25 protein-coding genes are annotated in these 26,948 nt (G+C 71.5%); 15 read left to right on the top strand and 10 right to left on the bottom strand.

The window, feature by feature from the left end; translation table 11 throughout:
• Positions 1-26: 26 nt before the first annotated feature.
• Positions 27-3,242 (bottom strand): AAA family ATPase, encoded by a 3,216-nt coding sequence (locus FFT10_RS18215; protein WP_137734289.1) that lies wholly within the window; start codon positions 3,240-3,242, stop codon positions 27-29.
• A 117-nt stretch (positions 3,243-3,359) separates the two neighbouring features.
• Here FFT10_RS18215 and FFT10_RS18210 point away from each other — a divergent pair, with 117 nt between their 5' ends.
• The 3 genes from FFT10_RS18210 to FFT10_RS18200 all read left to right on the top strand — a co-directional run bounded on the left by FFT10_RS18210 (position 3,360) and on the right by FFT10_RS18200 (position 5,412).
• A complete protein-coding gene (locus tag FFT10_RS18210) occupies positions 3,360-3,581 on the top strand; it encodes a hypothetical protein (protein WP_137734288.1) in 222 nt (73 codons plus the stop codon).
• A gap of 49 nt (positions 3,582-3,630) precedes the next feature.
• Positions 3,631-4,659, top strand: a complete 1,029-nt coding sequence (locus FFT10_RS18205; RefSeq protein WP_162520839.1) for a PEP-CTERM sorting domain-containing protein — start codon at positions 3,631-3,633, stop codon at positions 4,657-4,659.
• A gap of 93 nt (positions 4,660-4,752) precedes the next feature.
• On the top strand, positions 4,753-5,412 hold the full coding sequence (locus FFT10_RS18200; protein WP_162520838.1) for a PEP-CTERM sorting domain-containing protein: 660 nt from the start codon (positions 4,753-4,755) through the stop codon (positions 5,410-5,412).
• A gap of 65 nt (positions 5,413-5,477) precedes the next feature.
• On the opposite strand, the gene pntB is transcribed toward FFT10_RS18200, so the two are convergent.
• Together pntB and FFT10_RS18190 are read right to left on the bottom strand one after the other, a co-directional pair.
• Positions 5,478-6,893, bottom strand: coding sequence for a Re/Si-specific NAD(P)(+) transhydrogenase subunit beta (gene pntB, locus FFT10_RS18195; RefSeq protein ID WP_137734286.1), 1,416 nt, complete (start codon positions 6,891-6,893; stop codon positions 5,478-5,480).
• Positions 6,894-6,921: 28 nt separating this feature from the next.
• Positions 6,922-8,514: a Re/Si-specific NAD(P)(+) transhydrogenase subunit alpha gene (locus tag FFT10_RS18190; protein ID WP_137734285.1), complete on the bottom strand. Its 1,593-nt coding sequence runs from the start codon at positions 8,512-8,514 to the stop codon at positions 6,922-6,924.
• A gap of 155 nt (positions 8,515-8,669) precedes the next feature.
• On the opposite strand from FFT10_RS18190, the gene FFT10_RS18185 reads away from it, so the two are divergent.
• The 3 genes from FFT10_RS18185 to FFT10_RS18175 are packed head-to-tail and all read left to right on the top strand — an operon-like array spanning position 8,670 to position 10,519.
• Positions 8,670-9,161: an NUDIX hydrolase gene (locus tag FFT10_RS18185; RefSeq protein ID WP_137734284.1), complete on the top strand. Its 492-nt coding sequence runs from the start codon at positions 8,670-8,672 to the stop codon at positions 9,159-9,161.
• A gap of 11 nt (positions 9,162-9,172) precedes the next feature.
• On the top strand, positions 9,173-10,069 hold the full coding sequence (locus tag FFT10_RS18180) for an MBL fold metallo-hydrolase (protein ID WP_137734283.1): 897 nt from the start codon (positions 9,173-9,175) through the stop codon (positions 10,067-10,069).
• 9 nt (positions 10,070-10,078) lie between these two features.
• Positions 10,079-10,519, top strand: coding sequence for a PaaI family thioesterase (locus FFT10_RS18175; RefSeq protein WP_137734282.1), 441 nt, complete (start codon positions 10,079-10,081; stop codon positions 10,517-10,519).
• 13 nt (positions 10,520-10,532) lie between these two features.
• Here the strand turns inward: FFT10_RS18175 and FFT10_RS18170 are convergent, their stop codons facing one another.
• Positions 10,533-10,994, bottom strand: coding sequence for a GNAT family N-acetyltransferase (locus tag FFT10_RS18170; RefSeq protein WP_137734281.1), 462 nt, complete (start codon positions 10,992-10,994; stop codon positions 10,533-10,535).
• A 39-nt stretch (positions 10,995-11,033) separates the two neighbouring features.
• On the opposite strand from FFT10_RS18170, the gene mnmA reads away from it, so the two are divergent.
• The 3 genes from mnmA to FFT10_RS18155 all read left to right on the top strand — a co-directional run bounded on the left by mnmA (position 11,034) and on the right by FFT10_RS18155 (position 15,301).
• Entirely contained in the window at positions 11,034-12,176 is a 1,143-nt protein-coding gene (mnmA, locus tag FFT10_RS18165) for a tRNA 2-thiouridine(34) synthase MnmA (protein WP_137734280.1), read from the top strand.
• Between the two features lie 93 nt (positions 12,177-12,269).
• Positions 12,270-12,881 (top strand): methylamine utilization protein, encoded by a 612-nt coding sequence (locus FFT10_RS18160; RefSeq protein WP_228027172.1) that lies wholly within the window; start codon positions 12,270-12,272, stop codon positions 12,879-12,881.
• Positions 12,882-12,898: 17 nt separating this feature from the next.
• Positions 12,899-15,301 (top strand): putative bifunctional diguanylate cyclase/phosphodiesterase, encoded by a 2,403-nt coding sequence (locus tag FFT10_RS18155; protein WP_306446577.1) that lies wholly within the window; start codon positions 12,899-12,901, stop codon positions 15,299-15,301.
• A gap of 85 nt (positions 15,302-15,386) precedes the next feature.
• Here FFT10_RS18155 and FFT10_RS18150 read toward each other — a convergent pair whose 3' ends face one another.
• The gene (locus FFT10_RS18150; RefSeq protein WP_137734279.1) at positions 15,387-16,724 is read right to left on the bottom strand and encodes a D-amino acid dehydrogenase; all 1,338 of its coding nucleotides are present in this window, start codon (positions 16,722-16,724) and stop codon (positions 15,387-15,389) included.
• Between the two features lie 94 nt (positions 16,725-16,818).
• On the bottom strand, positions 16,819-17,319 hold the full coding sequence (locus FFT10_RS18145; protein WP_137734278.1) for a hypothetical protein: 501 nt from the start codon (positions 17,317-17,319) through the stop codon (positions 16,819-16,821).
• Positions 17,320-17,563: 244 nt separating this feature from the next.
• On the opposite strand from FFT10_RS18145, the gene FFT10_RS18140 reads away from it, so the two are divergent.
• The gene (locus FFT10_RS18140) at positions 17,564-17,773 is read left to right on the top strand and encodes a hypothetical protein (protein ID WP_137734277.1); all 210 of its coding nucleotides are present in this window, start codon (positions 17,564-17,566) and stop codon (positions 17,771-17,773) included.
• Between the two features lie 86 nt (positions 17,774-17,859).
• Entirely contained in the window at positions 17,860-18,480 is a 621-nt protein-coding gene (locus tag FFT10_RS18135) for a TetR/AcrR family transcriptional regulator (protein ID WP_137734276.1), read from the top strand.
• On the opposite strand, the gene FFT10_RS18130 is transcribed toward FFT10_RS18135, so the two are convergent.
• The 3 genes from FFT10_RS18130 to FFT10_RS18120 form a co-directional block, all read right to left on the bottom strand.
• Positions 18,473-18,895 carry a universal stress protein gene (locus FFT10_RS18130; protein WP_137734275.1) on the bottom strand — a complete coding sequence of 141 codons (423 nt, stop codon included), beginning with the start codon at positions 18,893-18,895 and terminating at the stop codon, positions 18,473-18,475. The genes FFT10_RS18135 and FFT10_RS18130 overlap by 8 nt on opposite strands.
• Positions 18,896-18,968: 73 nt before the next feature.
• Positions 18,969-19,772, bottom strand: coding sequence for a metallophosphoesterase (locus tag FFT10_RS18125; protein WP_137734274.1), 804 nt, complete (start codon positions 19,770-19,772; stop codon positions 18,969-18,971).
• A gap of 47 nt (positions 19,773-19,819) precedes the next feature.
• A complete protein-coding gene (locus FFT10_RS18120; RefSeq protein WP_137734273.1) occupies positions 19,820-21,685 on the bottom strand; it encodes a phosphoenolpyruvate carboxykinase (GTP) in 1,866 nt (621 codons plus the stop codon).
• Between the two features lie 348 nt (positions 21,686-22,033).
• Here FFT10_RS18120 and FFT10_RS18115 point away from each other — a divergent pair, with 348 nt between their 5' ends.
• The 4 genes from FFT10_RS18115 to FFT10_RS18100 are packed head-to-tail and all read left to right on the top strand — an operon-like array spanning position 22,034 to position 25,867.
• Entirely contained in the window at positions 22,034-23,299 is a 1,266-nt protein-coding gene (locus FFT10_RS18115) for an efflux RND transporter periplasmic adaptor subunit (RefSeq protein WP_137734272.1), read from the top strand.
• 8 nt (positions 23,300-23,307) lie between these two features.
• The gene (locus FFT10_RS18110) at positions 23,308-24,543 is read left to right on the top strand and encodes an ABC transporter permease (protein ID WP_137734271.1); all 1,236 of its coding nucleotides are present in this window, start codon (positions 23,308-23,310) and stop codon (positions 24,541-24,543) included.
• On the top strand, positions 24,540-25,286 hold the full coding sequence (locus FFT10_RS18105; protein WP_137734270.1) for an ABC transporter ATP-binding protein: 747 nt from the start codon (positions 24,540-24,542) through the stop codon (positions 25,284-25,286). Before FFT10_RS18110 ends, FFT10_RS18105 begins: the two co-directional genes overlap by 4 nt.
• Positions 25,283-25,867, top strand: coding sequence for an MOSC domain-containing protein (locus tag FFT10_RS18100; RefSeq protein WP_137734269.1), 585 nt, complete (start codon positions 25,283-25,285; stop codon positions 25,865-25,867). Before FFT10_RS18105 ends, FFT10_RS18100 begins: the two co-directional genes overlap by 4 nt.
• Positions 25,868-25,873: 6 nt before the next feature.
• On the opposite strand, the gene FFT10_RS18095 is transcribed toward FFT10_RS18100, so the two are convergent.
• Positions 25,874-26,947, bottom strand: coding sequence for an AbrB family transcriptional regulator (locus FFT10_RS18095; RefSeq protein ID WP_174246129.1), 1,074 nt, complete (start codon positions 26,945-26,947; stop codon positions 25,874-25,876).
• Position 26,948: the final 1 nt, after the last annotated feature.

Below are 26,948 nucleotides of genomic sequence, written 5' to 3'. Positions count from 1 at the left end.
GAGCCAGGGGCGGCCTGTGGCCGCCACTAGCCCTGGTCGGCGCCCAGGATCTGCGCCAGTTCGCTGCCTGCCATGTCGAACGGCTGGCAGTGCCGGATCAGGGTACCGGCTGTGGCGGCCCAGTGCCGGGCGGCCCGCTCGTCGCCGGCGCGCCGGGCCATTTGCGTGGCCAGTGCCGCGCAGTGCAACTGCAGACCCGGGCGCACCTGCACCGCCGGGTTGTCGTGCAGGCTGGCGCAGGCGGCCAGTGCCTCGGCCGGCGCCAGCAGGCGGGCCAGCTCCAGCTCCATCAGCACGCGGTTGAAGGGCGACGCCAGCCGCGCCACCACGCCCTGCAGCGCGGCCACCAGCGCCGCGTCCACCGTGCCGAAGCAGCGCTGCCAGCGCAGCCGCAGCGCCATGCGCCGGCCCACCCAGCGCTCGGCCAGGCCATCGGTGCTGCTGGCCAGGGCAGCAGCGGCGGCATCCGCCTGGCCCAGCGCGATGGCCATCTGCGCCAGGTGGTTCTCGGCCAGCAGGATGTCGGTGCGGATGTAGTCGGCCGGCGGCATGCGCTGCAGCTCGGCGATGGCGCCCTGCAGCATGGTGCGGGCGTCGTCGTGGCGGCCCAGCTCGTACAGCACGGCGCCCAGGTGGATGTCGATCTTGACGCCCGCGCCGCCGGTGCCGTAGAGCGCCTCGCGCCGGTTGCGGGCGTCGGTCAGCACCGCGCAGGCATCCGCGTACTCGCCGCGCCAGTAGTGCATCACGCCCAGGTTGCTCATCGCCGGCAACGCGTTGGGCCAGTCGCTGGCCGCGCTGAAGGCGGCCAGCGCCTGCCGGCCCTCGGCAATGGCGGCATCGATCCGGTCGCCATAGGCATGGATGCTGGAGCGCGCCAGCCGGTAGTGGGCGCGGGTCGCCAGGTCGGCACCGTTGTCGATCCAGCCCTGGTGGCGGGTCAGCAGCGCCAGGGCGACCTCGGCGCGGTTGCTCATCGCCATGGACCAGCTGAGCGCGCGCGACAGCTGCCAGGCCAGATCGGGCTCGCCGACAGCCAGGGCGCGGTCGATGGCGGCGTGCACCTGCGACTCGGGCAAGGGCTGGCCCAGATTGACCTGCAGGCCCCAGTGCAGGTTCAGCACCACCAGCTGCTGCACCTCGGTGCGGGCCAGGCCGCGCAACCGCTCGATGATGGCCGGGCGCTGGGCCTCATGGCCCTGGGATTCGAACGCGTTGGCGCGTTCGTGCAGCAGATCGAACAGCAAGTCGCCGGCGACCGGGTCGTGTTCCAGCGCGGCAATCGCGCTGTCGAGCAGGGCGGCATGCTCATTGGCCAGCGCCGCCGCCCGGGCCGCCTGCGCCGCCTGGCGGAAGCTGACACCGGCCAGCCGCCATTCGCCGCAGGCCTGCCAGTGGGTGGCCACCTGCGCCGCATCGCCGCCGTGCTGCACCAGGTGCTCGGCCACGAAGCGGTGCATGAACTCGGCCACCGCCTGCGGCACGCTGCGGGCGGTGACGGTGGCGATCACATCGTGCACGAACTGCCGGCCGATGAACACCTGGCGCTGCTCCAGCTCGCGCAGCGGCGCGCTCAGCGCGATGGGCGGGCAGGCCAGCGCCGACGCGGCCAGCGGGATGCTGTAGCCGCTGCCGGCGATGGCCGCCAGCTGCACCAGATGGCGTGCCTGGGGTGACAGCAGGTCGATGCGCCGCTGGATCACGGCTTCGATGCTGGCGGGCAGGGGCAGCGCACCATCGGCACCCGGCGCGCCATCGCTGGACAGCAGCAGCTTCACCGACTCCAGCAGAAAGGCCGGGTTGCCGCCCACCTGGCGCCACAGCGGGCCCGACCAGGCGCCTGCACCGAGCGCCGGCAGGCCCAGGCTGTCGAGCAACCGTTGTGCATCGTCGGCCGACAGCGCAGCCAGGTCGACGCGGGTGAACGAGCCGCCGGCGGCCAGCCCTTCCAGCAGCGCCTGCGCCTGGGCACCGGCCTCGTCAGGGCGCAGCGCGAACGCAAACCGCAGCGGCCGTGCGCCGGCAGGCTCGGCCAGCACCTGCAGGGCGGCCAGGCTGGCGTCGTCGGCAAACTGCAGATCGTCCAGCACCAGGGCCTGGCCACCGCGATCGGCCACCCCGCCCAGCCAGCGGGCCAGCGCCCACAGCGCCAGGCTGCGCTCATGGTCGGTGCGCACCGGGGCCACGGTGGCACCGGCCAGGCTGGCCAGGCGCGGCAGCAGGCGGGCAGCCTGCAGCGCGTCGGCGCTGTCGGTCGGCAAAGCAAAACGGTCGGCCGCCGCCAGCACCAGCCGGCCCAGCGCGGCATAGGGCTGCACCGCATCGCCGGGCCGGGCGGCGGCCAGCGCGCACGGCCCCAGCGCGGTGGCCCAGTCGCCCAGCAGGCGGCTCTTGCCCAGACCGGCCTCGCCGGCCACGCACAGCACATGGCCGGCCCGCCAACCCGCCTGCAGCTGTTGCAGCGCGATTTCACGGCCCACCAGGCGCGGCGGGCGCAGCACGCTGACCGGCAGCGCCCGGGTGGCGGCCGGCGTGGGCGCCCAGGCGGCCAGCGTGGCCTGGGCCGATTGCGCCGCCATCAGGATGGTGTCGCCCAGCTGCCGGGTGGCGGCCGACGGCTGCACGCCGTACAGCTGGCGCAGCATGTCGCGGCAGCGGTCCCAGGCCGACAGCGCCGCGGCATGGTCGCCGCGCAGGTAGGACACCTCCATCAACACCCGGTAGGCCTCCTCGCTCTCGCGGTCGGTCTGGAGCAGCTGGTCGGCCGCGTACAGCGCGTCGTCCAAGCGCTGGCTCTGCGCGGCCTCGCGCACCTCGGCCAGCCATTCCCGCTTGCGGCGGCCGCGCTCGGCCTCGCGCCGGCCGTCCAGCCAGCGGGCCAGGCTGTCGCAGTCATCGAAGCTGTGGTTCTGCAACAGCTCGGCGCCGGGTGGATCCGGCGGCTCCACCTGGACGCCGGGGCCGATGGACAGCATGCCGTTGTCGTCCTGCACCAGGGCGCCGGCGTCGCTGCGCAGCTTCAGCAGCCGCTGGCGCAGGTTGCCGCGGGCGCGGTCCTCGGGCACATCGGGCCACAGCAGGCCGGCCAGGCGGCCACGTGGTGTCGGGCCTTCCAGGTGCAACCAGGCCAGCAGGGCGGCATGCTTGCGTTCCAGCGGGCGCGGCGCGTCGTCGCCACGCTGCCAGCAGGCCACACCATGCAGGGTCAGCCGCCAGATGGAGTCAGGAGAAGACAGGTGCATCGCGGTGTCCGATCCTCAGGTTGCAGGCGCCGTGGCGGCCCCGCAATCCCTTGGCCAGGGAGGGTGACGGCGGCATTGACGCTGCGGTGACGCTGCAGCGTGGAGTATCGCCACGCCATGGCCCCGCCCACACCATCCCCCCCGCCCGCCGGTTTACCGCCGGGGCGCGCGCGCCTGTGGCATGCCGGTCGGCAACTGCTGATCTACCAGCCCGACGGGCCGCTGGGCGGCACCTTCACCTGCACCCGCTGCGCGGCCCAGGCCTGGCAACCCGACCTGCTGCCCCATGCGCCGGGCTGCCCGTTCGGGCCACCCCCGCAACCGGTGACGGGCGGGTGACGCTGGCCACCGGACGATGCAAGGCATCCCCCACAACGAGGCACCCACCATGACGCCACGCCCTCTTCTGTCCACCCTGCTACCCGCCGTGACCGCTGCCGGCCTGCTGCTGTCCGGCCCGGCACAGGCCGGCATGTCCGACGGCTACGGCGTCGCCGTCTCGGCCACGGCCCAGTTCGCCTACGACGGCGCCCAGACGGTTTCCGCCTACCGCAAGCTCCCCGATGCCTCCGGCAACTGGTCGACCACGGTCGACTATCCCGGTGTTCAACGGCTGGGATGCCCGGACCCTGCGGCAGGCAGCGGCTTCCTGTGCTTTGCATCGGCCACCGGCACCGGCAGCAGCAGCGGCACGAACTACGACCTGACCACCGCCGTCGCCAACGCAAGCCGCAGCGACAACGCCGGCTACAACGCGGCGGACTTCGCCACGGGCCTCGCCAGCGCCCGCGCCGACCTGGCAACCGGTGAAATCGGCGTGTCCGCGTCGAGCGACAAGTTCCGCAGCGTGCTGTCCGGGCCCACCTGGAATGGTGGCTTGGCCTATGCCCATCTGAACGACACGCTGAACTTCCAGGTGGCCGGCGCAACCGCCGGCACGGTCACACGGATCACGGTCGGCTTCGAACTGGATGGCGGCCTGTCGGTCTTTCCGTTCCAGCCGGGTGTCGCCACGATCGACGCCCAGTTCCAGTTCGGCAGCGCCGGCGCCCGCTACCAGGCTTCGATCGGCACGGGCAGCCCCTCTCCGATCACCTCCAGCGGTGGGTGGGTGAGCCATGCCTGGGAGGAGTCCGGTCCGAACAGCATCCGCTTCAGCGGCGTGTATGAACTGACCGGCGCGATGCAGGTCATCGGCATCAGCAACAGGCTGGCGACATTTGCGGGCCAGGGCGGCGCCTCCGATTTCCTCGACACCTCCCGCATCGTGCTGGCACTGCCCGACGGCGTGAGCTTCACCTCGGACAGCGGCGTGTTCCTGACGTCCGCCGTGCCCGAGCCGCAGACCTGGGCGCTGTTGCTGGGCGGCCTGCTGGCGCTGGGCTGGAGGGCGCACCGCCGCAGCAACATCCGGTGACAGAACCGCGGCCCACCCCCCCTTGCACGCAGGATGACATGGCGGCGACCGCCTGCCGACAATCCGATCGACCGGATGAACGGAGCGTCTGCCATGTCTGCCTCTGCCTTGCACCTGATGCTGAGCACCGCCTTGCTGGCCGGCTCTGCTGCCCACGCTGCCACCAGCAGCTTTGATGCCGGCGCCGAGGGCTGGATCTCGGTCAACAACGACAACCAGCCCGTCGTCTGGACAGATTTCGCCATCCGTGTGGACGACAAGTCCGACGGCTGGGCCTACCTGCAGGCGCCCGTCAGTTTCCTCTCACCGGTTGCTGCCGGTGGCGTGTTCAGCTTCGACCTGCGCCATGCCTACGACGGCCTGGCCCCGGCCTACGGCGTTCGGGCGGCCCTCACCGGCGGCGGCTTCACCCTGATTGCCGAGGCCGCCATCCCCAGCAGCGCCTGGACGCGCTACAGCTTCGCGCTGGCCGAAGGCGCGGGCTGGCGCAGCTTCAGTGACACGCAGCAGCCTTACAGGAACAACGCCCCGCTGGCCTCGCTGGCCACGTTGACGACGGTGCTGGCCAACCTGACGGGCGTGTACATCGCCACCGACTACACCGATGGCAACATCGGCAACGGGCGGGGGCTGGACCGCACCTTCATCGACAACGTCGCGCTCACCGCCCCGGTGCCCGAGCCGCAGACCTGGGCCATGTTCGCCGCCGGCCTGGCAGCCCTGGGCTGGATGGCCCGCCGCCGGCGGACCTGAGTCCACGCGTCTGCCAAAGCAAAAAGGGCCGGCAATGCCGGCCCTTTGTGTTGCGCAGCGGTCGCTCAGGCCTTCAGCGCCATCAGCACCTCGTCCAGCATCTTCTTGGCGTCGCCGAACAGCATGCGGTTGTTCTCCTTGTAGAACAACGGGTTGTCCACGCCGGCATAGCCGCTGGCCATGCTGCGCTTCATCACGATGCTGGTCTTGGCCTTCCACACCTCCAGCACCGGCATGCCGGCGATCGGGCTGGTGGGGTCGTCCTGCGCGGCCGGGTTCACGATGTCGTTGGCGCCGATCACCATGGTCACGTCGGTGCCGGGGAAGTCCTCGTTGATCTCGTCCATCTCCAGCACGATGTCGTACGGCACCTTGGCTTCGGCCAGCAGCACGTTCATGTGGCCGGGCATGCGGCCGGCCACCGGGTGGATGCCGAAGCGCACGTTCACGCCCTTCTCGCGCAGCAGCTTGGTGATCTCGTACACCGTGTGCTGGGCCTGCGCCACCGCCATGCCGTAGCCGGGCACGATGATCACGCTTTTCGATTCGCGCAGCAGTTCGGCCGTCTCGGCGGCCAGGATCGGCGACACCTCGCCTTGCGGCTGCGCCGCACCGCCCGCAGCCGCCGGGGCGGGTGCGCCGCCACCAAAGCCACCGGCGATCACGCTGATGAAGTTGCGGTTCATCGCCCGGCACATGATGTAGCTGAGGATGGCGCCCGACGAGCCGACCAGCGCGCCCACCACGATCAGCAGGTCGTTGCTCAGCATGAAGCCGGTGGCCGCGGCCGCCCAGCCCGAGTAGCTGTTGAGCATCGACACCACCACCGGCATGTCGGCGCCGCCGATGGCCATCACCATGTGGATGCCGAACAGCAGCGCGATCACCGTCATCACCAGCAGCGGCAGCATGCCGGCCGGGATGTCGTGCGCCTGCACGAAGGCCCAGCCGAAGTACACCACCACCAGCAGACCCACCAGGTTCAGCAGGTGCCGGCCGGGCAGCAGCAGCGGCTTGCCGCCGATCTTGCCCGACAGCTTGCCGAAGGCCACGATCGAGCCGCTGAAGGTGACCGCGCCGATCAGGATGCCGACATAGATCTCGACCTCGTGGATCGCCTTCTCGGCGCCGGTGGCGAACACGGTGGACGTGTCCACGTAGCTGGCGAAGCCCACCAGGCAGGCCGCCAGGCCGACCAGGCTGTGCATCAGCGCCACCAGCTCGGGCATCTGCGTCATCTGCACCTTCTTGGCGGCGATGACGCCGATGGCGCCACCCACCACCAGGGCGCCGACGATCCACGGCACGCCGGCCGCGGTGACACGCGGGCCCAGCACCGTGGCCAGTACGGCAATCGCCATGCCGACCATGCCGAACAGGTTGCCGCGGCGGGCGGTCTCGGGGTTGCTCAGCCCGCCCAGGCTGAGGATGAACAGGATGGTGGCACCGATGTACGCCATCGTGGCAAGGCTGGAACTCATGTCCGCTCCTTCTTGTTGTTGGTCTTGTTCACTTGCGGAACATCGCCAGCATGCGCCGCGTCACCGCGAAGCCGCCGAACATGTTGACGGCCGTCAGCACCAGCGCGACGACGGCCAGGCCCAGGATCAGCCCGTTCGGCCGGTTCAGCGCCCCGGCAGCATCCAGCGGCGGCGCCACCTGCACCAGGGCGCCGATGGCGATGATCGAGCTGATCGCGTTCGTCACGCTCATCAACGGCGTGTGCAGGCTGGGCGTGACGTTCCACACCACCATGTAGCCGATGAAGCAGGCCAGCACGAAGACGGTGAAGTGCGCCAGGAAGCTGGCCGGCGCGTACAGGCCGACGAGGGCGAACAGCACCGCGCCGATGCCGAACACCGTGGCCAGGCTCTTGGCCGACATCGGCTCGCCCGGCCCATGGCCATGGGCCTTCTTGGCCGCCGGCGCGGCCGCCGCAGCGGCCGCCTTGGCCGGCGCCGCCGGCATCTTGATGGGCGGTGCCGGCCAGGTGACGGCACCCTCCTTGATCACCGTGAGGCCGCGGATCGCGTCGTCCTCGAAGTTGACATTGACCTGGCCGTCCTTGGTCTTGCACAGCTCCTCGGTCAGGCGCAGCAGGTTGTTCGAGTACAGCGTGCTGCTCTGCTTGGCCAGCCGGCTGGCCAGATCGGTGTAGCCGACGATGGTGACGCCGTGGCGCACCACCGCCTCGCCGGGCACGGTGAGCTCGCAGTTGCCGCCCTGCTCGGCGGCCATGTCGACGATCACGCTGCCGGGCTTCATCGTGGCCACCATCTCGGCGGTGATCAGCTTGGGCGCCGGCTTGCCCGGGATCAGCGCGGTGGTGATGATGATGTCGACCTCGCGCGCCTGCTTCGCGTACATCGCGCGCTGCGCGGCCTGGAAGCCCTCGCTCATCACCTTGGCGTACCCGCCGCCGCCCGAGCCTTCTTCCTCGTAGTCGACCTTGACGAACTCGCCGCCCAGCGAGACGACCTGGTCGGCCACCTCGGCGCGGGTGTCGTTGGCGCGCACGATGGCGCCCAGGTTGGCCGCCGTGCCGATGGCCGCCAAACCGGCCACGCCGGCACCGGCGATGAACACCTTGGCCGGCGGCACCTTGCCGGCGGCGGTGATCTGGCCGTTGAAGAAGCGGCCGAAGGCATTGGCCGCCTCGATCACGGCGCGGTAGCCGCTCACGCCGGCCTGCGAGGTCAGCGCGTCCATCTTCTGCGCCCGGCTCAGCTGGCGCGGCAGTGCGTCGATGGCGAGCACGGTGGCGCCCTTGGCGGCCAGCTGCTCCATCAGCGCGGGGTTCTGCGCCGGCCAGACGAAGCCGATCAGCATGGCGCCCGGGCGCAGCAGGGCCACCTCATCGGGCGTGGGCGGGCGCACCTTGAAGACGATGTCGCTGCGACCCCAGACGTCGGCCGCACTGGCAGCGATCTGCGCGCCGGCGGCGCGGTAGGTGTCGTCGCCACAGTTGGCGGCATCACCGGCACCGCTTTCCACCTGCACCGAGAAGCCCAGCTTGATGAGCTTCTCGACCACCTCGGGCACGGTGGCGACGCGCTTCTCCCCGGCCGCCGTCTCGCGCGGCACACCAATCAGCAGACCCATGGAATCAACTCCTCAGTTGTTGTCAGGCGGCAGGCCCGGTGCTTCACGGCGCGCGGGCGAGCAGCGGCCACTGCAAGAAGCTTACCTGACCTGCCGTTTTCAGTCGTCGCCACCGTGACCCAGTGCACGGCAGGCACACGGATAGCATGCCGCGCATGTCTGATGCGCGATGGAAACCCAGCGTCACCGTGGCTGCCGTGGTCGAGCAGGACGGGCGCTTCCTGCTGGTCGAGGAGATGACGCCCGAGGGCTTGAAGCTCAACAACCCGGCCGGCCACCTCGACCCCGGCGAGACGCCGGAACAGGGTGCGGCCCGCGAGTGCCTGGAAGAGACAGCCTGTGCCTTCACGCCACAGTGGCTGGTGGGCGTGTACCTGGCGCGCCTGCAGCGGCCGGCCGCCCATGGCCAGCCGGCCGAGGACATCACCTACCTGCGCTTCGCCTACGGCGGCAGCGTGGCCGCGCCCGATCCCGCCCGCACGCTGGACGCGCCGGTGGTGCGCACGCTGTGGCTCACGCCCGACGAGGTGCGCGCCAGCGCCGCCCGCCACCGCAGCCCGCTGGTGCAGCGCTGCATCGACGACCACCTCGCCGGCGTGCGCCACCCGCTGGGCGTGGTGGGCGCCGATCCCTCGCTCTGGACCTGACAGGACCACCGATGAACGATGTGTTGCGCTTCGGCCCGGTGGCTGTGCACCTGGGCGAAAAGTCCGGCAAATACCCCGATGGCAACCAGGTCATCGTGCAGGGCGCCGACCAGCGCGTGGCCTTCGACACGCCGCTGGTGGCCAACCGCATCGGGGCCGATTTCGACGACGTGGACATGGTCATCCTGGGCCATGTGCATGAAGACCACATGACCGGCCTGCACCGCGTGCCGCGGGCCGCCGTGCAGGTGCACCACGCCGACCTGGCTGCCGCGCAGAGCTGGGACGGCCTGTCGCGCCACTTCGGCTACCCGCCCGAGGTGCTGGCGCCGATGCACGACAAGCTGCGGGCCGAGTTCTTCTACCACCCGCGTCCCGACGCCACCGCCTATGCCGACGGCGCGGTGTGGCAGCTGGGCGGCGGTGTCAGCGTGCGGGCGCAGCACCTGCCCGGCCACACCGCCGGCCATTGCGCGCTGATCGAGCAGAGCCACGGCGTGGCCTTCATCGGCGACATCGATCTCTCCGGCTTCGGCCCGTACTACGGCGACGCCACCTCCAACCTGGCCGACTTCCGCCGCAGCCTGGCGGCGGTGGCCACCCTGGACGCAAGGGTGTGGGTCACCTCGCACCACCGCGCCGTCATCAGCGACCGGTCGGCGTTCCTCGACCAGCTGGCCGCCTTCACCGCCAAGCTCGATGAGCGCGAGGCGAAGCTGCTGGCGATGCTGGCGCCAGGCCCGCAGGCCATGGACGACCTGGTGCGCCAGCGCCTGCTGTACCCGCCCGAGCACGACGCGCTGTGGGTCGGCTTCGTCGAGCGGCGCAGCATCCAGATGCACCTGGACGAGCTGCTGGCCGATGGCCGGGTCCGCCAGCTCGACGACGGCCGCTGGGCAATGGCCTGAGCAATGCCCATGTCCGACACGCCCGAGTCCATCCCCGACGGTTTTGCGCCGCACACCCGGCACAGCCCGCTCACCGCGCCGTGGCAGCCACTGTATGCCAGGCCGGATGGCCACCGCATGCAACTGGGGCTGCGGGTGCGCGAGGCCCACTGCAACGGCCGCGGCTTCGCCCATGGCGGGCTGATCAGCGCGCTGGCCGACAACGCCATGGGCCTGTCGGCGGTGGCGGCCGCGCGCGCCGCCGCGGCGGCGGCCGGCCAGACGCCGCCGGCCGGTGCGGTGACGGTCAGCCTGGTGCTCGACTTCATGGCCAGCGCCAGCATCGGCCAATGGCTGGAATTCCGCCCGGTGGTGCTGCGCCACGGCCGCACCCTGGCCTTCACCGAATGCCATGTGCTGGCCGACGGCGAATTGGCAGCGCGCGCTAGTGCCACCTTCCGGCTGGGGTGAGGCCGTACGGCGCTCAGCCCGGCGCCGGCAGCAGCAGTTCCAGAATCTCGTCGCCGTGGGCGTCCAGCCGGCCGGTGGACTGCCAGCCCAGGTGGCGGTAGAAGCCGTGTGAGCGGCTGGCCGGGTCGGTGCTGCAGCCCAGGAACAGCCGGCGCCAGCCCAGCCCGGCCAGCTGCGCCACCACGCGGCCCAGCAGGTCGCGGCCGAGCCCCTGGCCTTCGGCCTCCGGAAGCAGGGCCAGCACCACCACTTCGCCGGTGTCGCGGTCGCCGAAGCAGTAGCCGACCAGATGGTCGCCACGCAGGCACACATGGCCAGGCGTCGCGCCGCTGCGGATGCCCTCCGCCCAGCTGGCGGCGGTGATGCCGTAGGCCGCCAGGCGGTCGGCGGGCACGGCGTTCTGGCGGGTGCGGCCGCGCAGGTCGATGCAGGCGGGGGCGTCCTCGGGCACGGCGGGGCGGTGGGTCAACGTCATGCGGGGCATTCTGCGGACGAACTGGGGACAATCACGCCGATGAAACCCCAACGCGTGGTCGTCGGCCTGTCCGGCGGCGTCGATTCGGCCGTCACCGCCTGGCTGCTCAAGCAGCAGGGGCACGAGGTCGTCGGCATCTTCATGAAGAACTGGGAAGACGACGACGACAGCGAATACTGCTCGTCGAACATCGACTTCGTCGATGCCGCCGCGGTGGCCGACGTGATCGGCATCGAGATCGAGCACGTCAACTTCGCCGCCGACTACAAGGACCGCGTCTTCGCCGAGTTCCTGCGTGAATACGACGCCGGCCGCACGCCCAACCCCGACGTGCTGTGCAATGCCGAGATCAAGTTCAAGGCCTTCCTCGACCATGCGATGCGCTTGGGCGCCGAGAAGATCGCCACCGGCCACTACGCCCGGGTGCGCTTCAACCCGGCGCTGCACCGGCATGAATTGCTGAAGGGCGTGGACCCACTGAAGGACCAGAGCTACTTCCTGCACCGCCTCACCCAGGCGCAGCTGGCCAAGACCCTGTTCCCGGTGGGCGAACTGCCCAAGACCGATGTGCGCCGCATCGCCGCCGAGGCCGGCCTGCCGAACGCGAAGAAGAAGGATTCCACCGGCATCTGCTTCATCGGCGAGCGGCCGTTCCGCGAATTCCTCAACCGCTACCTCCGCCACCAGCCCGGCCCCATCGTCGACGACCGCGGCCGCCGCATCGGCCAGCATGTGGGCCTGAGCTTCTACACCCTGGGCCAGCGCCAGGGCCTGGGCATCGGCGGCGTCAAGGAGAAGGGTGCGGCCCGCGGCGCCGGCGACCATGCGCCCTGGTTCGTCGCCCGCAAGGACCTGGAACGCAATGCGCTGGTGGCGGTGCAGGGGCATGACCACCCCTGGCTGCAGTCGCACAGCCTGGTGTTCGACGACGCCAGCTGGGTGTCCGGCACCCCGCCGGCCGATGGCACCCTGGCTGCCAAGGCGCGCTACCGCCAGGCCGACGCCGCCTGCCGGCTGGCCGCGCTGGGCGATGGCCGCTTCGGACTGCAGTTCGATGCGGCGCAATGGGCCGTCACGCCGGGCCAGTCGGCCGTGCTGTACGACGGCGATGTCTGCCTGGGCGGCGGCGTGATTGCCAGCGCCACCACCACCGAGGCTGCGCCGCCCGTCAGCGCCGGTTGACACGGCGGGCTCAAGTCGGACGGCCGCGCGGCCGATAGTCCAGCAGGGATGGCGCGTTCGCGCGGGACCATCCGGACCACCGCGACCCGACCGATGCCACGCCTGACGACCCTTGCCTGCCTTGCCGCCGCCGCCAGCGTGGCGTTCGCCGCCCATGCCGGCACCGTCGACGTGCTGGTGACCGATGCCGCCGGCAAGCCGCTGGCCGGCGCCGCGGTGTTCCTGGAGTCGAAGGAGGCACGTGCCGCCAGCAAGCCCGGCCCCGCCGTCGAGGTGGTGCAGGTCAGCCGCCAGTTCCAGCCGCTGGTGACCGTGGTGCCGGTGGGCACGGCCGTGAGCTTCCCCAACCGCGACACGGTGCGCCACCACGTCTACTCGTTCTCGCCGATCAAGAAGTTCGAGATCAAGCTCTATGTCGGCACCCCGGCCGCGCCGGTGGTGTTCGACAGCCCCGGCATCGCCGTGCTCGGCTGCAACATCCACGACACCATGGCCGCCTGGATGGTGGTGGTGGAGACGCCCCACCACGGCCTGACCGCCGCCACCGGCCGGATCACCCTGCCCGACGTGCCGGCCGGCGCCTACCGGCTGCGCGCCTGGCACCCGGGCCTGCCGCCCGGCGCCCCGGCCCTGGACCAGCCGTTGCAGGTGGCCGCCAGCGGCAGCCAGGCCGCCACCGTCAAGCTGGCCGGGGCGGCGCCGTGACACCACCGGGCCGGCGCGTGCAGGCCCTGCAACGCTGGCGCTGGCCGGCGATGCGGCTCTCTGCGCGCTTCGTGCTGGCCTCGCTGGCACTGCTGCTGGTGGTGCAGGCCGCCGGCTTCCTGGTCATCCGCCACAGCATCCAGCGCAATGCCCATGCCCAGCTGGACGAGCATGTGACCATCGCCGGCCAGGTGTGGCAGCGCCTGCTCGACCAGCGCGCGGCCAAGCTGAACCAGGGCGCCGCCCTGCTGGCGGCCGACTACGGCATGCGCGAGGCCGTCAGCTCCGGCGACCTGGAGACGGTGCGCTCGGCGCTGGACAACCATGGCGCCCGCATCGGCGCCAGCCTGGCCGCGCTGCTGGGCACCGACCTGGCCATCAAGGCCGTGGCCGAGGGGGTCGACCCGATGCTGGGGCCGGCGCTGGCCACACTGGCACCGCAGCTGGCGCAGCATCCTGGCAGCGGCCTGGTGGGCCTGGTGGCGCAACGGCCCTACCAGTTCGTGATGGTGCCGATGCGCGCGCCGACCCTGATCGGCTGGGTGGTGATGGGCTTCCCGCTCAACCAGCCCCTGCTCGACGACATCCACGCCGTCTCAGGCATGCATGCCGCGCTGGTGGCGCAGCCGGTGGGCGGCGCCCCGCTGGTGCTGGTGCACAGCCTGAAGCCGCCCGCCGACGCCAGCCCGCTGGCCAACCAGCTGGCCGACGGCGACCTGTTGCTCGGCGCCGAGCCCTACCTGGTGGCCACCACGCCGGTGGCCAGCGGCCCGGAAGGCCGCATCATCCTGCGGCTGGCCGGCTCCATCGCCGCTGCGGTGGCGCCCTACGACGGCCTGCAGTGGATGCTGGCGGCGATCACGCTGCTGGGCGTGGTGGCCTTCGGCGTGGGCAGCATGTGGACAGCCGGCCGCGTGACCAAGCCGCTGCGCCGCCTGGTGCGCGCCAGCGAGCGCCTGGGCCGCGGCGAGTACGACGAGCCGGTGGCCCAGGACCGCCGCCTGGACGAGATCGGCGACCTGGCACGGGCGTTCGACCACATGCGCGTCAACGTGGGTGCCCAGCGCGAACAGATCCGCACGCTGGCCTACCGCGACCGCCTGACCGGCCTGCCCAACCGCCTGCAGTTCCGCGACGACGTGCAGCGCGCCATCGCCCAGGCCGACGCCGCCACCGACCACCTGGCGGTGCTGATGCTCGACCTGGACCGCTTCAAGCATGTCAACGACGTGCTGGGCTATGCCTCGGGCGACCGGCTGCTGGCCGGCGTGGCCACGCGGCTGCAGGAGGTGGTGCGTGACGGCGACGTGGTGGCCCGCCTGGGTGGCGACGAGTTCGCGCTGCTGATGCATGCCGCCGATGTCGACCTGGCGGTGGCCGTGGCCCAGCGCATCACCACCGCCTTCGAGCAGCCGCTGCTGCTGGACGACCACACGGTTGACCTGAGCGCGGGCCTGGGCATCGCCGTGTGGCCGCTGCATGCGGCCGATGCCGATGCCCTGCTCAGCCGCGCCGAGGTGGCGATGTATGCCGCCAAGCGCCGCACCGCCGGCGCCCAGGTCTACGACCCGGCGGTGGACACCGCCAGCGCGCTGAACCTGTCGCTGCTGAGCGAGCTGCGCCGCGCTGTCGACAACCACGAGCTGCGGCTGTACCTGCAGCCCAAGATCGCGATCCAGACCGGCAGCGTCTGCGGCGCCGAGGCCCTGGTGCGCTGGCAGCACCCCACGCGCGGCCTGGTGCCGCCGATGCAGTTCATCCCGTTCGCCGAGCAGACCGGCTTCATCCGGCAGCTGACGCTGTGGATGTTCGAACAGGCTGCGGCCCAGCAGGTGGCACTGGCGGTGCTGGGCGTGCGGCGGGTGTCGGTGAACCTGTCCACCCGCGACCTGCTGGACCTGGAACTGCCGGAGAAGCTGGACGCCATCCTGCGCCGGCACCGGGCGCTGGCCGACGGCTTCTGCCTGGAGATCACCGAGAGCGCGATCATGGACGACCCGCAGCGCGCCGAATCCACCCTCAACCGGCTGGCCGAGCGCGGCTACAAGCTGTCGATCGACGACTTCGGCACCGGCTACTCCTCGCTGGCCTACCTGAAGAAGCTGCCGGTCAACGAGCTGAAGATCGACAAGAGCTTCGTGATGGCGATGGAGAAGGATGCCGGCGACGCCAAGATCGTGCGCTCGACCATCGACCTGGCCCACAACCTGGGCCTGACGGTGGTGGCTGAGGGCGTGGAGAACGCCGCGGTGCTGGCCCTGCTGCACGAGCTGCAGTGCGACGAGGGCCAGGGCTACCACATGAGCAAGCCGCTGCCGATCGACGACTTCTGCGACTGGGTGGCACGCTGGCAGGCCCGCCCGCCGGCCGCGCCCGGGCTGGCCACCGAGCTGCGCGCCGGCGCGCCGCTGCTGCATTGACCCACCCCCGGAGCGCCTGCGGCGCTCCCCCTCCAGGGGGCAACGCGAGCGGCCCGGGCAAGCCGATTCCGCGGCGTTCGCTGGGTCAGGTCCTGGCCGTGCTGGGGCGCTTGGTCGGCACGAAGGGCTTGGCAGCCGGCAGCGCCTCGCCGCAGAAGCCGAAGCTCAGCGCGGGCCGCTTGCCGCTGATCAGCTCGGCCAGCGCCTGGCCGGAGCCGGCGCCGTGCGTCCAGCCCAGGGTGCCGTGGCCGGCGTTCAGCCACAGGTTGGGCAGTCGGCTGCGGCCGATGTACGGGATGTTGGTCGGCGTGCTGGGCCGCAGACCGGTCCAGTAGTTCGGCTGGCTGGTGTCGGCCACGCCGGGGAACAGCTCGTCATAGCGGCGCACCAGGGCCGCGCAGCGCTTCTGCGCGGTGGCGCCGTCCAGCCGGGTGTCGTAGCCCGCCAGCTCGGCCGTGCCGGCGATGCGGATGTGGTCGCCCAGCCGGCTGATCGCAATCTTGCGGGTGTCGTCGAGCAGGCTGACCACGCTGGCTTCCTGCGGGCGCTTGAGCTTCAGCGTGGCCGAGTAGCCCTTGGCCGGATAGATGTTCAGCCAGATGCCCAGCTGCCGCAGCATCGGCGCGGTGTACGAGCCCATCGCCGCCACATACTGGTCGGCCACCAGGGTGCGCACGGGGGCCTTGGCGCCGTCGGTCAGGCTGCGCACCCGCACACCGCTGATCTGGCCGCCCAGGGTGTCGATGCGCTCGATGGCGGTCTCATGCAGGAAGGTGGCGCCACGGGCGCGGCACAGCGCCGCCAGCTTCTGGGTGAACACCTGGGCATCGCCCGATTCATCGCTGGGCGTGAAGGTGCCGCCGTGGATGTGGGGGCCGAAGGCAGCCAGTGCCGGCTCCACCTTCAGCACCGCGGCGCGGTCCATCACCCGGCGGTCGACGCCGTACTTGCGCATCAGCTCGGCACCGGCGGCGCCCGCCTCGAAATCGGCCTGCGAGGAGAAGAAATGCAGGATGCCGCGCTCCAGGCGGTTGTAGTCGATGCCGGTGGCGGCGACCACGCCCTTCAGCGATTCATGGCTGTAGCGGCCCAGGGCCACCAGCTGGCGCACGTTGCGCTCGAAGGCGGCGTCGTTGCACTGGGTCAGGAAGGACAGGCCCCAGCGCCACTGGTGCGGGTCGAGCTTGGGGCGGAACAGCAGCGGCGAGTCATCACGCAGCAGCCACTTGGCCACCTTGAACGGCGCGCCGGCGTTGGCCCAGGGCTCGCAGAAGCTCACCGAGATCTGCGCACCGTTGGCGAAGCTGGTCTCCAGCGCGGCGTCGGCCTGGCGGTCGACGACCGTGACCTCATGGCCCTCGTTCAGCAGATGCCAGGCGGTGGACACGCCGATGATGCCGGCGCCGAGAACGATGACCTTCATGGGAAGCTCCTGCGGGCACACCGCCCTGTGCCCGGATTGTCGGCAGTCAAGCCTCAATCATGAAGTTTCATTCATTCAATTCCCAACTCATCAGTCAGACTGATGGAACCACGTTGTCCTGGCGGGACAAGCCATCCAGCGGCGCGGGCGCGGTCTGACAGGCCAGCCGGGTCTGCACCAGGCGGCCGCGCACAAAGTCCATGCGCTGCGCCAGCAGGGCCATCGCTTCCTCGCGCCGCAGCTCGCGCCGCGCCACCAGGCGCAGCAGCGCGCGCAGCTCGGGCGGCAGGCCGGTGAGCGAGCCCTCGGGCAGGCCGCCGTCCTGGTGCAGCGCCGCCTGCAGCGCGGCGCTGTAGAGCCACAGGCCGAACTCCTGTGGCCCGCGCAAGCGCTGGATGGACACCGCCATCTCAGCCACCGCGCGGCGGCCGGCCTCGCTGGTGGCCATGGCCATGGTCCAGCGGAACAGCACGTCGCGGCTGGGTTGCAGCCAGTCGCGCAGCAGCGGCTCGGCAGCCCGCGGCGGGTGGAAGCTGGCCAGGCTGCGCGGCACCCAGGGGGCTTGCGGCGGTGGGGCGGTCGGTTGTCGAGGCATGCCTGCAGCGTAGGCGGCAGACCGGCCGATGGTCTGTGCGGCCGTGGCAGGCTGCCTTGTGAACTCCGTCACAACCCGTCGGCGGCCGTTGACCGTCCCACGGGCGCAAGGCGGCACTCCTCCACATGACGGATGGACGTTTGGTGTGCAGATGTGAATATTGCCCGCACACGACAGGGGGACAACGGCTCCAATGCGATGCACCCCATCCGGTTTTCCCAGCGTTCACCGCAGCGAGACGTCCATGCCAGCCTCTGCCACGCCCAGCCTGATCGCCCGCCTCACCCGGCGCCGCCCGCGCACGCTGCGCCAGCCGGAGCCTGCCGACATGGGCACCGCCTTCGGCATGGAGCAGTGGCTGGACGAGCGCGACCACGGTGGTGTGCCGTCAGGCAGCACGCCGGTGCGCCGCTCCTGGCTGCCGCGCTGGCTGCAATCCACCAGCCCGCGCTGATGGTGTTTGTGGCAAATTCGGCACACCGCCGAGTCACCACTTGACCTGATCAGTCTGTTTTTGCACCCGGCGTCTAGAATGCGCGGGTGACACGCCTCAGCTTCCGCCAGAAAGTCCACCTCGCCCGCGAGGACGCCATCGTCGGCACCGTCAAGCGCCTGCTGGCGGAAAAGGGCTTCGACCTGATGACGGTCGACGAGGTGGCGGCCGAGGTCGGCATTGCCAAGGCCAGCCTGTACAAGCACTTTCCGTCCAAGGAAGCGCTGGCCGCCGCGGCCATGGTGCAGATGATGGACCAGGCGCTGGAGCAGGTGCAGACGCAGGAGGCCCAGCCTGGCGCCACCGCCATCGACAAGCTCAAGGGCATCACCCGCTGGACGCTGCAGACGCAGCTGGCCGGCGCCATGCCCACGCTGCCGGCCGAGAACTCGTCGCTGCGCAATGCGCTGATCGCGCACAAGGGCTACATGGACGGCCTGATGGAGCTGAGCGACCAGCTCGGCGCCTGGATCGTGCAGGCCCAGGCCGACGGCACGGTGAACCGTGCGCTGCCGCCCGAGGCGGTGCTCTACACCATCTTCGCCCGCGCCTGCGATCCGGTGCTGGGCTTCCTGAAGGCCGGCGGCAGCCACAGCGACGCGCAGATCGTCGACTGGGTGATGCTCACCTGCTTTGACGGACTGGCCGGCCGCCCCGCGGTCACCTGACGATCAGCACGGGCACCCCGCACTGGGCCATCACCTTGGTGGTGACCGAGCCCAGCACCAGGTTGCCCAGCAGGCCGTGGCCGTGCGAACCCATCATCAGCAGGTCGAATTGGCCCTTGGTGGCGAGCGCCGCGATGGTGTCGGCCGCCGGACCCACCTTGGCCACGAACTCGGCGCGGATCTTCTGCTTGTTGAAGAAGGCGCGGATCGGCTTGAAGACCTTCTCGCTCTCGGCGGCGTAGTGCTCCTGCAGCACGGTCTTGTCCAGCACCGCGGCGGCACGCGGCGGCACGGCCGGGGTCACATGCAGCAGGGTGTACTGGTGCGTCTCACCCAGCCACTCGTCGTGGGCGGCCAGATAGGCCAGCATGCGCTTGGTGAACGGGCTGCCGTCGACGGGGACGAGGATCTTCATGGCCTTGCTCCTGATGGGTTTGTGGCTGGTGCGGCCAGTGTCGCACCGCTGCAATGCCAGACCTTGCCTTTGGTCAAGCTGCGGGCCAGGCGAGATCGATCGGCTTGAGCGGATCGAAGCCCACGGCCTCGCCCTTGCGCACCAGACCCATGGCCTGGCTGAGCACCCGGGTGGGCGCCCGGCCCGGGCGCGGCACGGCGTAGTCATGCCGGCAGTGCAGGTGGCCATGCAGCCAGACATCGGCCAGCGGGATCAGGTCGTCGTCGGCATTGCAGAAGCTCGCGGTGCCGGGCTGCCTGCCGAAGCGCGGGTCGGCACTGCGCAGGCTGGGCGCGAAGTGGGTGATGGCCACGGTGGTGTCCCAGCCGCCTGGCGCGGCGCCGGGGTTGGGCTGGCGCAGTTCGTCGGCCAGCCAGGCGCGGCACGCCAGCGATTCATCGCGCAGCAATTCCGGTGTCAGCGGCGCGCCGTCGATGGTCGAGCCCATCAGCTGCAGGAAATACGCGGCGGCGCGCTGGGCCCTGTCGCGCCCGGCATCACCGAACAGGTCGAAGTCCGACCAGCGCACCGTGCCGACGAAGCGCACCCGCAGGCCGGCGGCGCTGGTGATGACCACGCGCTCGCGCTCGATCAGGCGGATGCCGTGGCCGGCGGCGAACGCCCGCAGGTCGGCCCAGCTGTGGCGCAGGTCGCGGCCGTCGAACTCATGGTTGCCGGCCACCATCAGCACCGGCACCGGCCAGTGGGCGAAGCGCGCCAGCGCATCCCAGCCGCTGTCGATGTCGCCGGCCAGCACCAGCAGCTCGGCGCCAGGCAGGGGTTGGGGGTCGAAGTCCTCCGACTCCAGATGAAGGTCTGAAAACAGTTGCAGCCGCATGAGCGGCTGCAGTGTAGGCGTGCGCCGGGCGGGACCCGGCGGCAGGGTCAGGCCGCCAGCTTGGCCTCGAACTGGCCCTTGATCGCCAGCAACTGCGCCGGCAGCCGGCTGGCCAGTTGCTGGAAGAGCTCGCCGTGCAGGCCGATCTCGGTGGCCCAGGCGGCGCGGTCGACCGAGATCACCGACTGGTACTGCGCCTGGCTGAAGTCCAGGCCGGTCCAGGTCAGGTCGCCGTAGCGCGGGCTGGTGCCGAAGAAGCTCTCATCGCCGCCTGCCGTGCCTTCCACGCGCTCGAGCATCCACTTCAGCACGCGCATGTTGTCGCCATAGCCGGGCCAGGTGAACTTGCCGTCGTCGCCCTTGCGGAACCAGTTGACGCAGTAGATCTTGGGCAGCTTGGCGCCGGTGGCAGCCACCTGCTCGCCCAGCTTCAGCCAGTGGCCGAAGTAGTCGCCCATGTGGTAGCCCATGAAGGGCAGCATGGCGAATGGATCACGGCGCACCACGCCCTGCTGGCCGGCGGCGGCGGCGGTGGTCTCGCTGCCCATGGTGGCGGCCATGTACACGCCCTCGGCCCAACTGCGGGCCTCGGTGACCAGCGGCACGGTGGTGCTGCGGCGGCCGCCGAAGATGAAGGCGTCGATCGGCACGCCGGCTGCGTTGTCCCACTCGGCGTCGAGTGCCGGGTTGTTGGTGGCGGCCACGGTGAAGCGCGAGTTCGGGTGCGCGGCCTTGGCGCCGGTCTCCTTGGCGATCTGCGGCGTCCAGTCCTTGCCCTGCCAGTCGATCAGGTGGGCCGGCGTGTCGCCGTCCATGCCTTCCCACCACACGTCGCCGTCATCGGTGAGGGCCACGTTGGTGAAGATGACGTTGGCCTTCAGCGAATCCATGCAGTTGGGATTCGTCTTGTAGTTGGTGCCCGGGGCCACGCCGAAGTAGCCGGCCTCGGGGTTGATGGCCTGCAGGCGGCCGTTGGCATCGGGCTTGATCCAGGCAATGTCGTCGCCGATGGTGGTGACCTTCCAGCCGTCCAGCCCCTGCGGCGGCACCAGCATCGCGAAGTTGGTCTTGCCGCAGGCGCTGGGGAAGGCGGCGGCCACGTGGTACTTCTTGCCGGCCGGGCTGGTGACGCCCAGGATCAGCATGTGCTCGGCCAGCCAGCCCTGGTCGCGGCCCATGGTGCTGGCGATGCGCAGGGCGAAGCACTTCTTGCCCAGCAGCGCGTTGCCGCCGTAGCCCGAGCCGTAGGACCAGATCTCGCTGGTCTCGGGGTAGTGCACGATGTACTTGGTCTTGTTGCAGGGCCAGGCGGCGCTGGTCTCGCCGGCTTGCAGCGGCGCGCCCACGGTGTGCATGCAGGGCACGAAAGTGCCGTCGTCGCCCAGCACGTCGAACACCGCGCGGCCCATGCGGGTCATGATGCGCATGTTCACCGCCACGTAGGGGCTGTCGCTCAGCTCGACGCCGATGTGGGCGATCGGCGAGCCCAGCGGGCCCATGCTGAACGGCACCACGTACAGGGTGCGGCCCTTCATGCAGCCCTTGAACAGGGCGTTCTCGCCGGTCTGCAGCAGCGCGCGCATCTCGGCCGGGGCCATCCAGTTGTTGGTGGGACCGGCGTCTTCCTTCTGCGCGCTGCAGATGAAGGTGCGGTCCTCCACCCGGGCCACGTCGCTCGGGTCGCTCAGCGCCAGGAAGCTGTTGGGGCGCTTGGCGGGGTTGAGCTTCTTGAAGGTGCCGGCATCGACCAGCTGCTGGCACAGGCGGTCGTACTCGGCCTGGCTGCCGTCGCACCAGTAGATGTCGCTGGCTTCGGTCAGCGCGGCCATCTCGGCCACCCAGGCCACCAGGCGGGCATGCTTCACATAGGCGGGGACGTTCAGGCGCAAGCCTTCCATCACGGGCTGGTTCATCAAGGGCTCCAATCAGGCTGAGGTTTGAAAGACGGAATTGCAGGAGCCACGCCGTGGGCGCTGCCAACGAGGCTCGTGCAATGCCGCGTGCTGGAGGAGGAGGAGGGGGTGTTCCTTGCGGGCGGTCGGGGCCAAGAACGGTGCCGGGGGCCGCCAGGAGCAGTCACGAAGCGGTTACTTCGTCGCCGGGCCACCATGCCGCGCTGTACACGGCTGGCGCATTGTCAAATGAGTGTAATAGGCCCGTAACCACCGGGTCCATGGGGGTCATGCAGATTCCGTATGAAGTGATGCACGGTCCTTGAGGTCGGTCATGCCCCGGACCGGTGCAGGTGAAACAATGCGTGCATGTCTCGCCGCCTGATCGTTGTGCTGCTGGTCGGGTTGGCGGTGCTGGCCGGCGCAGCCCTGTGGTGGGCGGCGCGTCCGCCGCTGGTGCCGGCCGTGGTGCTGCAGCCGGCGCCGCTGGTGCGCAGCCTGTTGTTTGCCGCCCGGGTGGCCGCACTGCAGCGGGTGGAGCTGGGCGCCACCGTCACCGGCCGGGTGTCGGCCGTGCTGGTGGCCGAGGGTGCCAGCGTGCGCGCCGGCCAGCCGCTGGTGCAGCTGGAAGACACCGAACTGCGCGCCGCACTCGCCCAGGCCCAGGCCAGCGCACAACAGGCCGCCGCGCGGCTGGCCGGGCTGCGCAGCACCGGCCGCAGCGCCGCCCAGGCCACGGTGGCGCAGACCGATTCCACCCTGCTGGCCGCCCAGGCCGACCTGCGCCGCACCCAGGACCTGGTGGCGCGCGGCTTCCTCAGCCAGGCCCGCCTCGATGACGCCCAGCGCGCGGTGGCCGTGGCCCAGGCCCAGCGCGACGGCGCCAGCGCCCAACGCGCCGCCATCGCCGACCAGGGCAGCGACGTGGCCCAGGCCGATGCCCAGCTGGCGCTGGCCCGGGCCGCCGTGGCGGCCGCCGCAGCGCGGCTGGACCAGGCCCGGCTGCTGGCGCCGGCCGACGGCCGGGTGCTGCAGCGGCTGGTGGAACCGGGCCAGATCGTGCAGCCTGGCCGCGCGCTGCTGGCGCTGGCGCTGCAGGGCCCGGTGCAGCTGGTGGGCCAGGTGGATGAACGCTACCTGGGCCAGCTGCAGCCCGGCCAGACGGCCAGCGTGGTGGCCGACGCCTACCCCGGCCAGCGCTTTGCCGCCCAGGTGCTGGTGATCGCACCGCTGGTCGACGCCCAGCGCGGCGCGGTGGAGGTGAAGCTGGGCCTGCCGCAGGCGCCGCCGCCCTTCCTGCGCGAGGACATGACGCTGTCGGTGCAGGTGGAGACCGGCCGGCGTGACCGTGCGCTGGTGCTGCCCACCGCCGCACTGGTGGGTCCGTCGGACGGCGACACGGCACAGGTGCATGTGCTGCGCGACGGCCGCGTGGTGCTGCAGCGCCTGCGCCTGGGCCTGCGCACGCTGGACGGCGCCGAGGTGCTGGACGGCCTGGCCGCCGGTGATGTGGTGCTGCTGGGCGCCGCCGTGCCGGGCCAGCGGGTGCAGGCCGACACCGGCGCCACACCGGCCAGCGGCGCCAAGGCCACCGGCGAATCCGGCGCGGCGCTCGGCAACGCCATGGGCCGCTGAGCCAGGCCATGGCCATCGGGCTGGGCTTCGAACGCCGCGTGGCGCTGCGCTTCCTGCGCGAAGGCCGCATGCAGAGCCTGCTGATCATCGTCGGGGTGGCCGCCGGCGTGGCGGTGGTGGCCTACATCTCGGCGCTGATCGCGGGCCTGCAGGCCAACACGCTGGAGAAGACGCTGGGCGCGCAGCCGCACATCACGCTGAGCCCGCCCGACGAGGTGGTGGCCGCCGCCGCGCCGCCGGCCGGCACCACCGCGCTGCAGCAGACCCAGCCGCGTGCGCAGCGGCCGCGCTCGGTGGCCAACTGGGCGGCGCTGGTGCCGGTGCTGGAAGCCCTGCCCGGCGTGGCCGGCGTGTCGCCGATGGTGGCCGGCGCCGGCCTGGCCCAGCGCGGCGAGGCCAGCAAGTCCATCGCCCTGGTGGGCGTGGAGCTGGACCGCTACGACCGCATCGTCAACCTGCGCAGCAAGGTGGTGGCCGGCAGCGCCCGGCTGGGGCCGGGCGAGGCCATCCTGGGCCGCGACCTGGCCGCCGACCTGGGCGTGCGGGTGGGCGACCGGGTGGCGGTGGTCACCAGCAGCAGCAGCGGCAGCGTGACCGACGCGGTGCGCATCACCGCCCTGGTCGACCTGGGCGTGCGCGAGCTGAACCGACGCACCGTCATCGTGCCGCTGCGCGCGGCGCAGAGCCTGGTCGGCCTGCCCGGCGGCGCCACCAACCTCGACCTGGTGCTGACCGACGTGTGGGCCGCGCCGGACATCGCCGCCGGCCTGGCCCGGCGCTGGCCCTACAAGGTGGAGAGCTGGCAGGACACCAATGCGCCGCTGGTGTCGGCGCTGAACGCGCAGTCGGTCAGCACCGGGCTGATCCGCGCGGTGGTGATGGTGGTGGTGGTGCTGGGCATCGCCAGCGTGCTGGTGGTCAGCGTGGTGCAGAAGCAGCGCGAGATCGGCATCCTGCGGGCGATGGGCGCCACCCGCGGCCAGGTGCTGCGCATCTTCCTGCTGCAGGGCGCCATCGTCGGCGCGCTGGGCTCGGCGCTGGGCGTGCTGCTGGCGGTGGCGCTGATCTGGGCCTTCACCAGCTTCGTCAAGGGCTCCGACGGCCTGCCGCTGTTCAACATCACGCTGGCGCCGGGGCTGGCGCTGCGCATTGCCGCCATCGCCACGCTGTGCGGCGTGCTGGCGGCGGTGGCGCCCGCCCGGCGGGCCGCGGCGCTGGACCCGGCGCAGGCGATCCGGCTATGACGGTGCCGTTGCTGCAGCTGGCCGATGTGCGCAAGCGCTACAACATCGGCCAGCCGAACGAGGCCGAGGTGCTGCGCGGCGTGTCGCTGACGCTGCAGCCGGGCGAATTTGCCGCCCTGATCGGGCCGTCGGGCTCGGGCAAGAGCACGCTGCTGAACATCATCGGCCTGCTGGAACCGCTGACCACCGGCAGCTACCAGCTGCAGGGCGACGAGGTGGCCGGCCTGGACGACGCGGCACTGACGCTGCGGCGCCGCACCACGCTGGGCTTCGTGTTCCAGTTCCACCACCTGCTGCCGGCCTTCACCGCGCTGGAGAACGTGACGCTGCCGGCGCTGATGCGCGAGGGCGCCGTCAGCGCGGCCGAGACGGACCGGGCGCTGGCGATGCTGCAGGCGGTGGGGCTGGCGCAGGCCGCGGCCAAGCGGCCTGGCCAGCTGTCGGGCGGCATGCAGCAGCGCGTGGCCATCGCCCGCGCGCTGGTGCTGCAGCCGCCGCTGGTGCTGGCCGACGAGCCCACCGGCAACCTGGACACGGCCTCCTCCGACGAGGTGTTCAAGCTGATGCGGCACATGCATGCCACGCTGAACACCGCCTTCCTGATCGTGACGCACGACCCGCGCCTGGCCGCCCGCTGCGACCGGGTGATCGAACTGGTGGACGGCCGCATCCAGCGCGACGAGCGCCAGGTGCCGACCGGCGCCGACAATCGGGCATCCGCTGCAGCCACGCCTCCGCCATGAAAATTCTCAGCGTCAACACAGCCGCCGCAGCCACCCGGCTGATCCAGGGCCGCGCCATTGCCACCGCCATCGGCAAGCAGCCAGTGGCCGGTCCGGTGGCCGTGGGCCCGCTGGGCCTGGCCGGCGACGAACAGGCCGACCAGAGCGTGCACGGCGGCCAGAGCAAGGCGGTGTACCTGTACCCTGTGGTGCACCATCCGTTCTGGCAGACAGTGCGCGCCCAGGCCGGCGTGGCGGCGGCCGATGCGCCGATCGCCCCGGGGCTGTTCGGCGAGAACCTCACAGTCGATGGCATCGACGAGAGCCAGTTGTGGATCGGCGACCAGCTGCGCCTGCCCGGCTGCACCCTGGTGGTGAGCGAGCCGCGCAACCCTTGCTTCAAGTTCAACGCGGTGATGGGCTTTCCGCAGGCCAGCAGCCTGATGAACCAGAGCGGCTACTGCGGCGCCTACCTGGCGGTGCTGCACCCGGGCAGCCTGCAGGCGGGGGAAGAATTCACCCTGGTGCCCGGCCCGCGCGAGGTGAACCTGCGCGAGCTGTTCCTGGCCAAGCACCAGCGGGGCCGGGCGACCTGGCGCTGAGCCGGGTCAGCCCCGGCGCGCCAGCCGCGCCGCCTCCAGCCGCCACAGCGGGCCGGTGAGCACCAGCACCGCCGCATAGCGCACCACATGGAAGGCGGTGACCACCGGCACGCCCAGCCCCAGCACGCTGGCGGTGATGGCCATCTCGGCCATGCCGCCGGGTGAGGTGGCCAGCAGCGCGGTGGCCGGATGCAGCCCCCAGCCCCAGGCCAGCAGCGCGGCAAAGCCGGCCGACAGCCCGATCATGCCCAGCGTGCCCAGCGCCACAGCGCCCAGCCAGCGCGGCGCGGCACGCACCGAGTCCGGCGTGAAGCGCACGCCCAGCGTCACCGCGATGGCCAGCTGCGCCGCATCGGCCAGCGGCCGCGGCATGGCCGACCAGCTGACACCGCTGCCGGTGAGCACCATGCACACCGCCAGCGCGCCCAGCACCCAGGGGTTGGGCACGCGCAGCGCCTGCATCACCGCGCCGCCGGCCGCGGTGGCGGCCAGCAGCATCAGCAGGCCGGCCGGCTGCACCATGCCGGTGGCCTGGATGGCCTGGTCGGCGCCGTGCACCCCCACCGCCTGGTAGGTGAACGGGATCAGCACCACCACGATCAGCACCCGCAGCGAGTGCGCCGACGCCACCCGGTCGACCTGGGCGCGTTCACGCTCGGCCAGCAGCGCCATCTCGGAGGCGCCGCCGATGGCCGCGGCAAAGTAGGCCGAGGCCGGCTGCAGCGCGGGCCCCGGCTCCCAGCGGCGCAGGAACAGGTAGAAGCCATGGCCCAGCAGCAGCGCCCAGGCCACGCCCAGCGCAATGGCCGGCGCCAGGCCGGCCACCACCGCCACCACCACGGGCGTGAAGTACAGGCCCAGCGCGGTGCCGATGAGCCACTGGCCGGCGTTGCGCAGCCGGTGCGACGCCGCCAGCGGCAGCCCGGCCGCGCTGCCCAGCGCGGTGACCAGCAGCGGGCCGATCACCCAGGGCAGCGGCCAGTGCAGGGCCTGCGCTGCCGCGCCGGCGGCCGCGGCCAGCAGCAGGGTGCCGGCCACCCGCAGCCCGGCAGACCGCGGGCCGGCAGACCAACCCGCCACG

The sequence above is a fragment of the Pseudaquabacterium pictum genome (assembly GCF_005403045.1).
Taxonomy (GTDB): Bacteria; Pseudomonadota; Gammaproteobacteria; order Burkholderiales; family Burkholderiaceae_C; genus Pseudaquabacterium; species Pseudaquabacterium pictum.
Note: the sequence above shows the minus strand (reverse complement) of the source record. Positions and strands in the feature narration are given on the sequence as shown.

Excerpts from the sequence above, each read along its gene's own strand:
- FFT10_RS18215 (WP_137734289.1), bottom strand. The coding sequence starts at position 3,242 with ATGCACCTGTCTTCTCCTGACTCCATCTGGCGGCTGACCCTGCATGGT.
- FFT10_RS18210 (WP_137734288.1), top strand. The coding sequence starts at position 3,360 with ATGGCCCCGCCCACACCATCCCCCCCGCCCGCCGGTTTACCGCCGGGG.
- FFT10_RS18205 (WP_162520839.1), top strand. The coding sequence starts at position 3,631 with ATGACGCCACGCCCTCTTCTGTCCACCCTGCTACCCGCCGTGACCGCT.
- FFT10_RS18200 (WP_162520838.1), top strand. The coding sequence starts at position 4,753 with ATGTCTGCCTCTGCCTTGCACCTGATGCTGAGCACCGCCTTGCTGGCC.
- pntB (WP_137734286.1), bottom strand. The coding sequence starts at position 6,893 with ATGAGTTCCAGCCTTGCCACGATGGCGTACATCGGTGCCACCATCCTG.
- FFT10_RS18190 (WP_137734285.1), bottom strand. The coding sequence starts at position 8,514 with ATGGGTCTGCTGATTGGTGTGCCGCGCGAGACGGCGGCCGGGGAGAAG.
- FFT10_RS18185 (WP_137734284.1), top strand. The coding sequence starts at position 8,670 with ATGTCTGATGCGCGATGGAAACCCAGCGTCACCGTGGCTGCCGTGGTC.
- FFT10_RS18180 (WP_137734283.1), top strand. The coding sequence starts at position 9,173 with ATGAACGATGTGTTGCGCTTCGGCCCGGTGGCTGTGCACCTGGGCGAA.
- FFT10_RS18175 (WP_137734282.1), top strand. The coding sequence starts at position 10,079 with ATGTCCGACACGCCCGAGTCCATCCCCGACGGTTTTGCGCCGCACACC.
- FFT10_RS18170 (WP_137734281.1), bottom strand. The coding sequence starts at position 10,994 with ATGACGTTGACCCACCGCCCCGCCGTGCCCGAGGACGCCCCCGCCTGC.
- mnmA (WP_137734280.1), top strand. The coding sequence starts at position 11,034 with ATGAAACCCCAACGCGTGGTCGTCGGCCTGTCCGGCGGCGTCGATTCG.
- FFT10_RS18160 (WP_228027172.1), top strand. The coding sequence starts at position 12,270 with ATGCCACGCCTGACGACCCTTGCCTGCCTTGCCGCCGCCGCCAGCGTG.
- FFT10_RS18150 (WP_137734279.1), bottom strand. The coding sequence starts at position 16,724 with ATGAAGGTCATCGTTCTCGGCGCCGGCATCATCGGCGTGTCCACCGCC.
- FFT10_RS18145 (WP_137734278.1), bottom strand. The coding sequence starts at position 17,319 with ATGCCTCGACAACCGACCGCCCCACCGCCGCAAGCCCCCTGGGTGCCG.
- FFT10_RS18140 (WP_137734277.1), top strand. The coding sequence starts at position 17,564 with ATGCCAGCCTCTGCCACGCCCAGCCTGATCGCCCGCCTCACCCGGCGC.
- FFT10_RS18130 (WP_137734275.1), bottom strand. The coding sequence starts at position 18,895 with ATGAAGATCCTCGTCCCCGTCGACGGCAGCCCGTTCACCAAGCGCATG.
- FFT10_RS18125 (WP_137734274.1), bottom strand. The coding sequence starts at position 19,772 with ATGCGGCTGCAACTGTTTTCAGACCTTCATCTGGAGTCGGAGGACTTC.
- FFT10_RS18120 (WP_137734273.1), bottom strand. The coding sequence starts at position 21,685 with ATGAACCAGCCCGTGATGGAAGGCTTGCGCCTGAACGTCCCCGCCTAT.
- FFT10_RS18115 (WP_137734272.1), top strand. The coding sequence starts at position 22,034 with ATGTCTCGCCGCCTGATCGTTGTGCTGCTGGTCGGGTTGGCGGTGCTG.
- FFT10_RS18110 (WP_137734271.1), top strand. The coding sequence starts at position 23,308 with ATGGCCATCGGGCTGGGCTTCGAACGCCGCGTGGCGCTGCGCTTCCTG.
- FFT10_RS18105 (WP_137734270.1), top strand. The coding sequence starts at position 24,540 with ATGACGGTGCCGTTGCTGCAGCTGGCCGATGTGCGCAAGCGCTACAAC.
- FFT10_RS18100 (WP_137734269.1), top strand. The coding sequence starts at position 25,283 with ATGAAAATTCTCAGCGTCAACACAGCCGCCGCAGCCACCCGGCTGATC.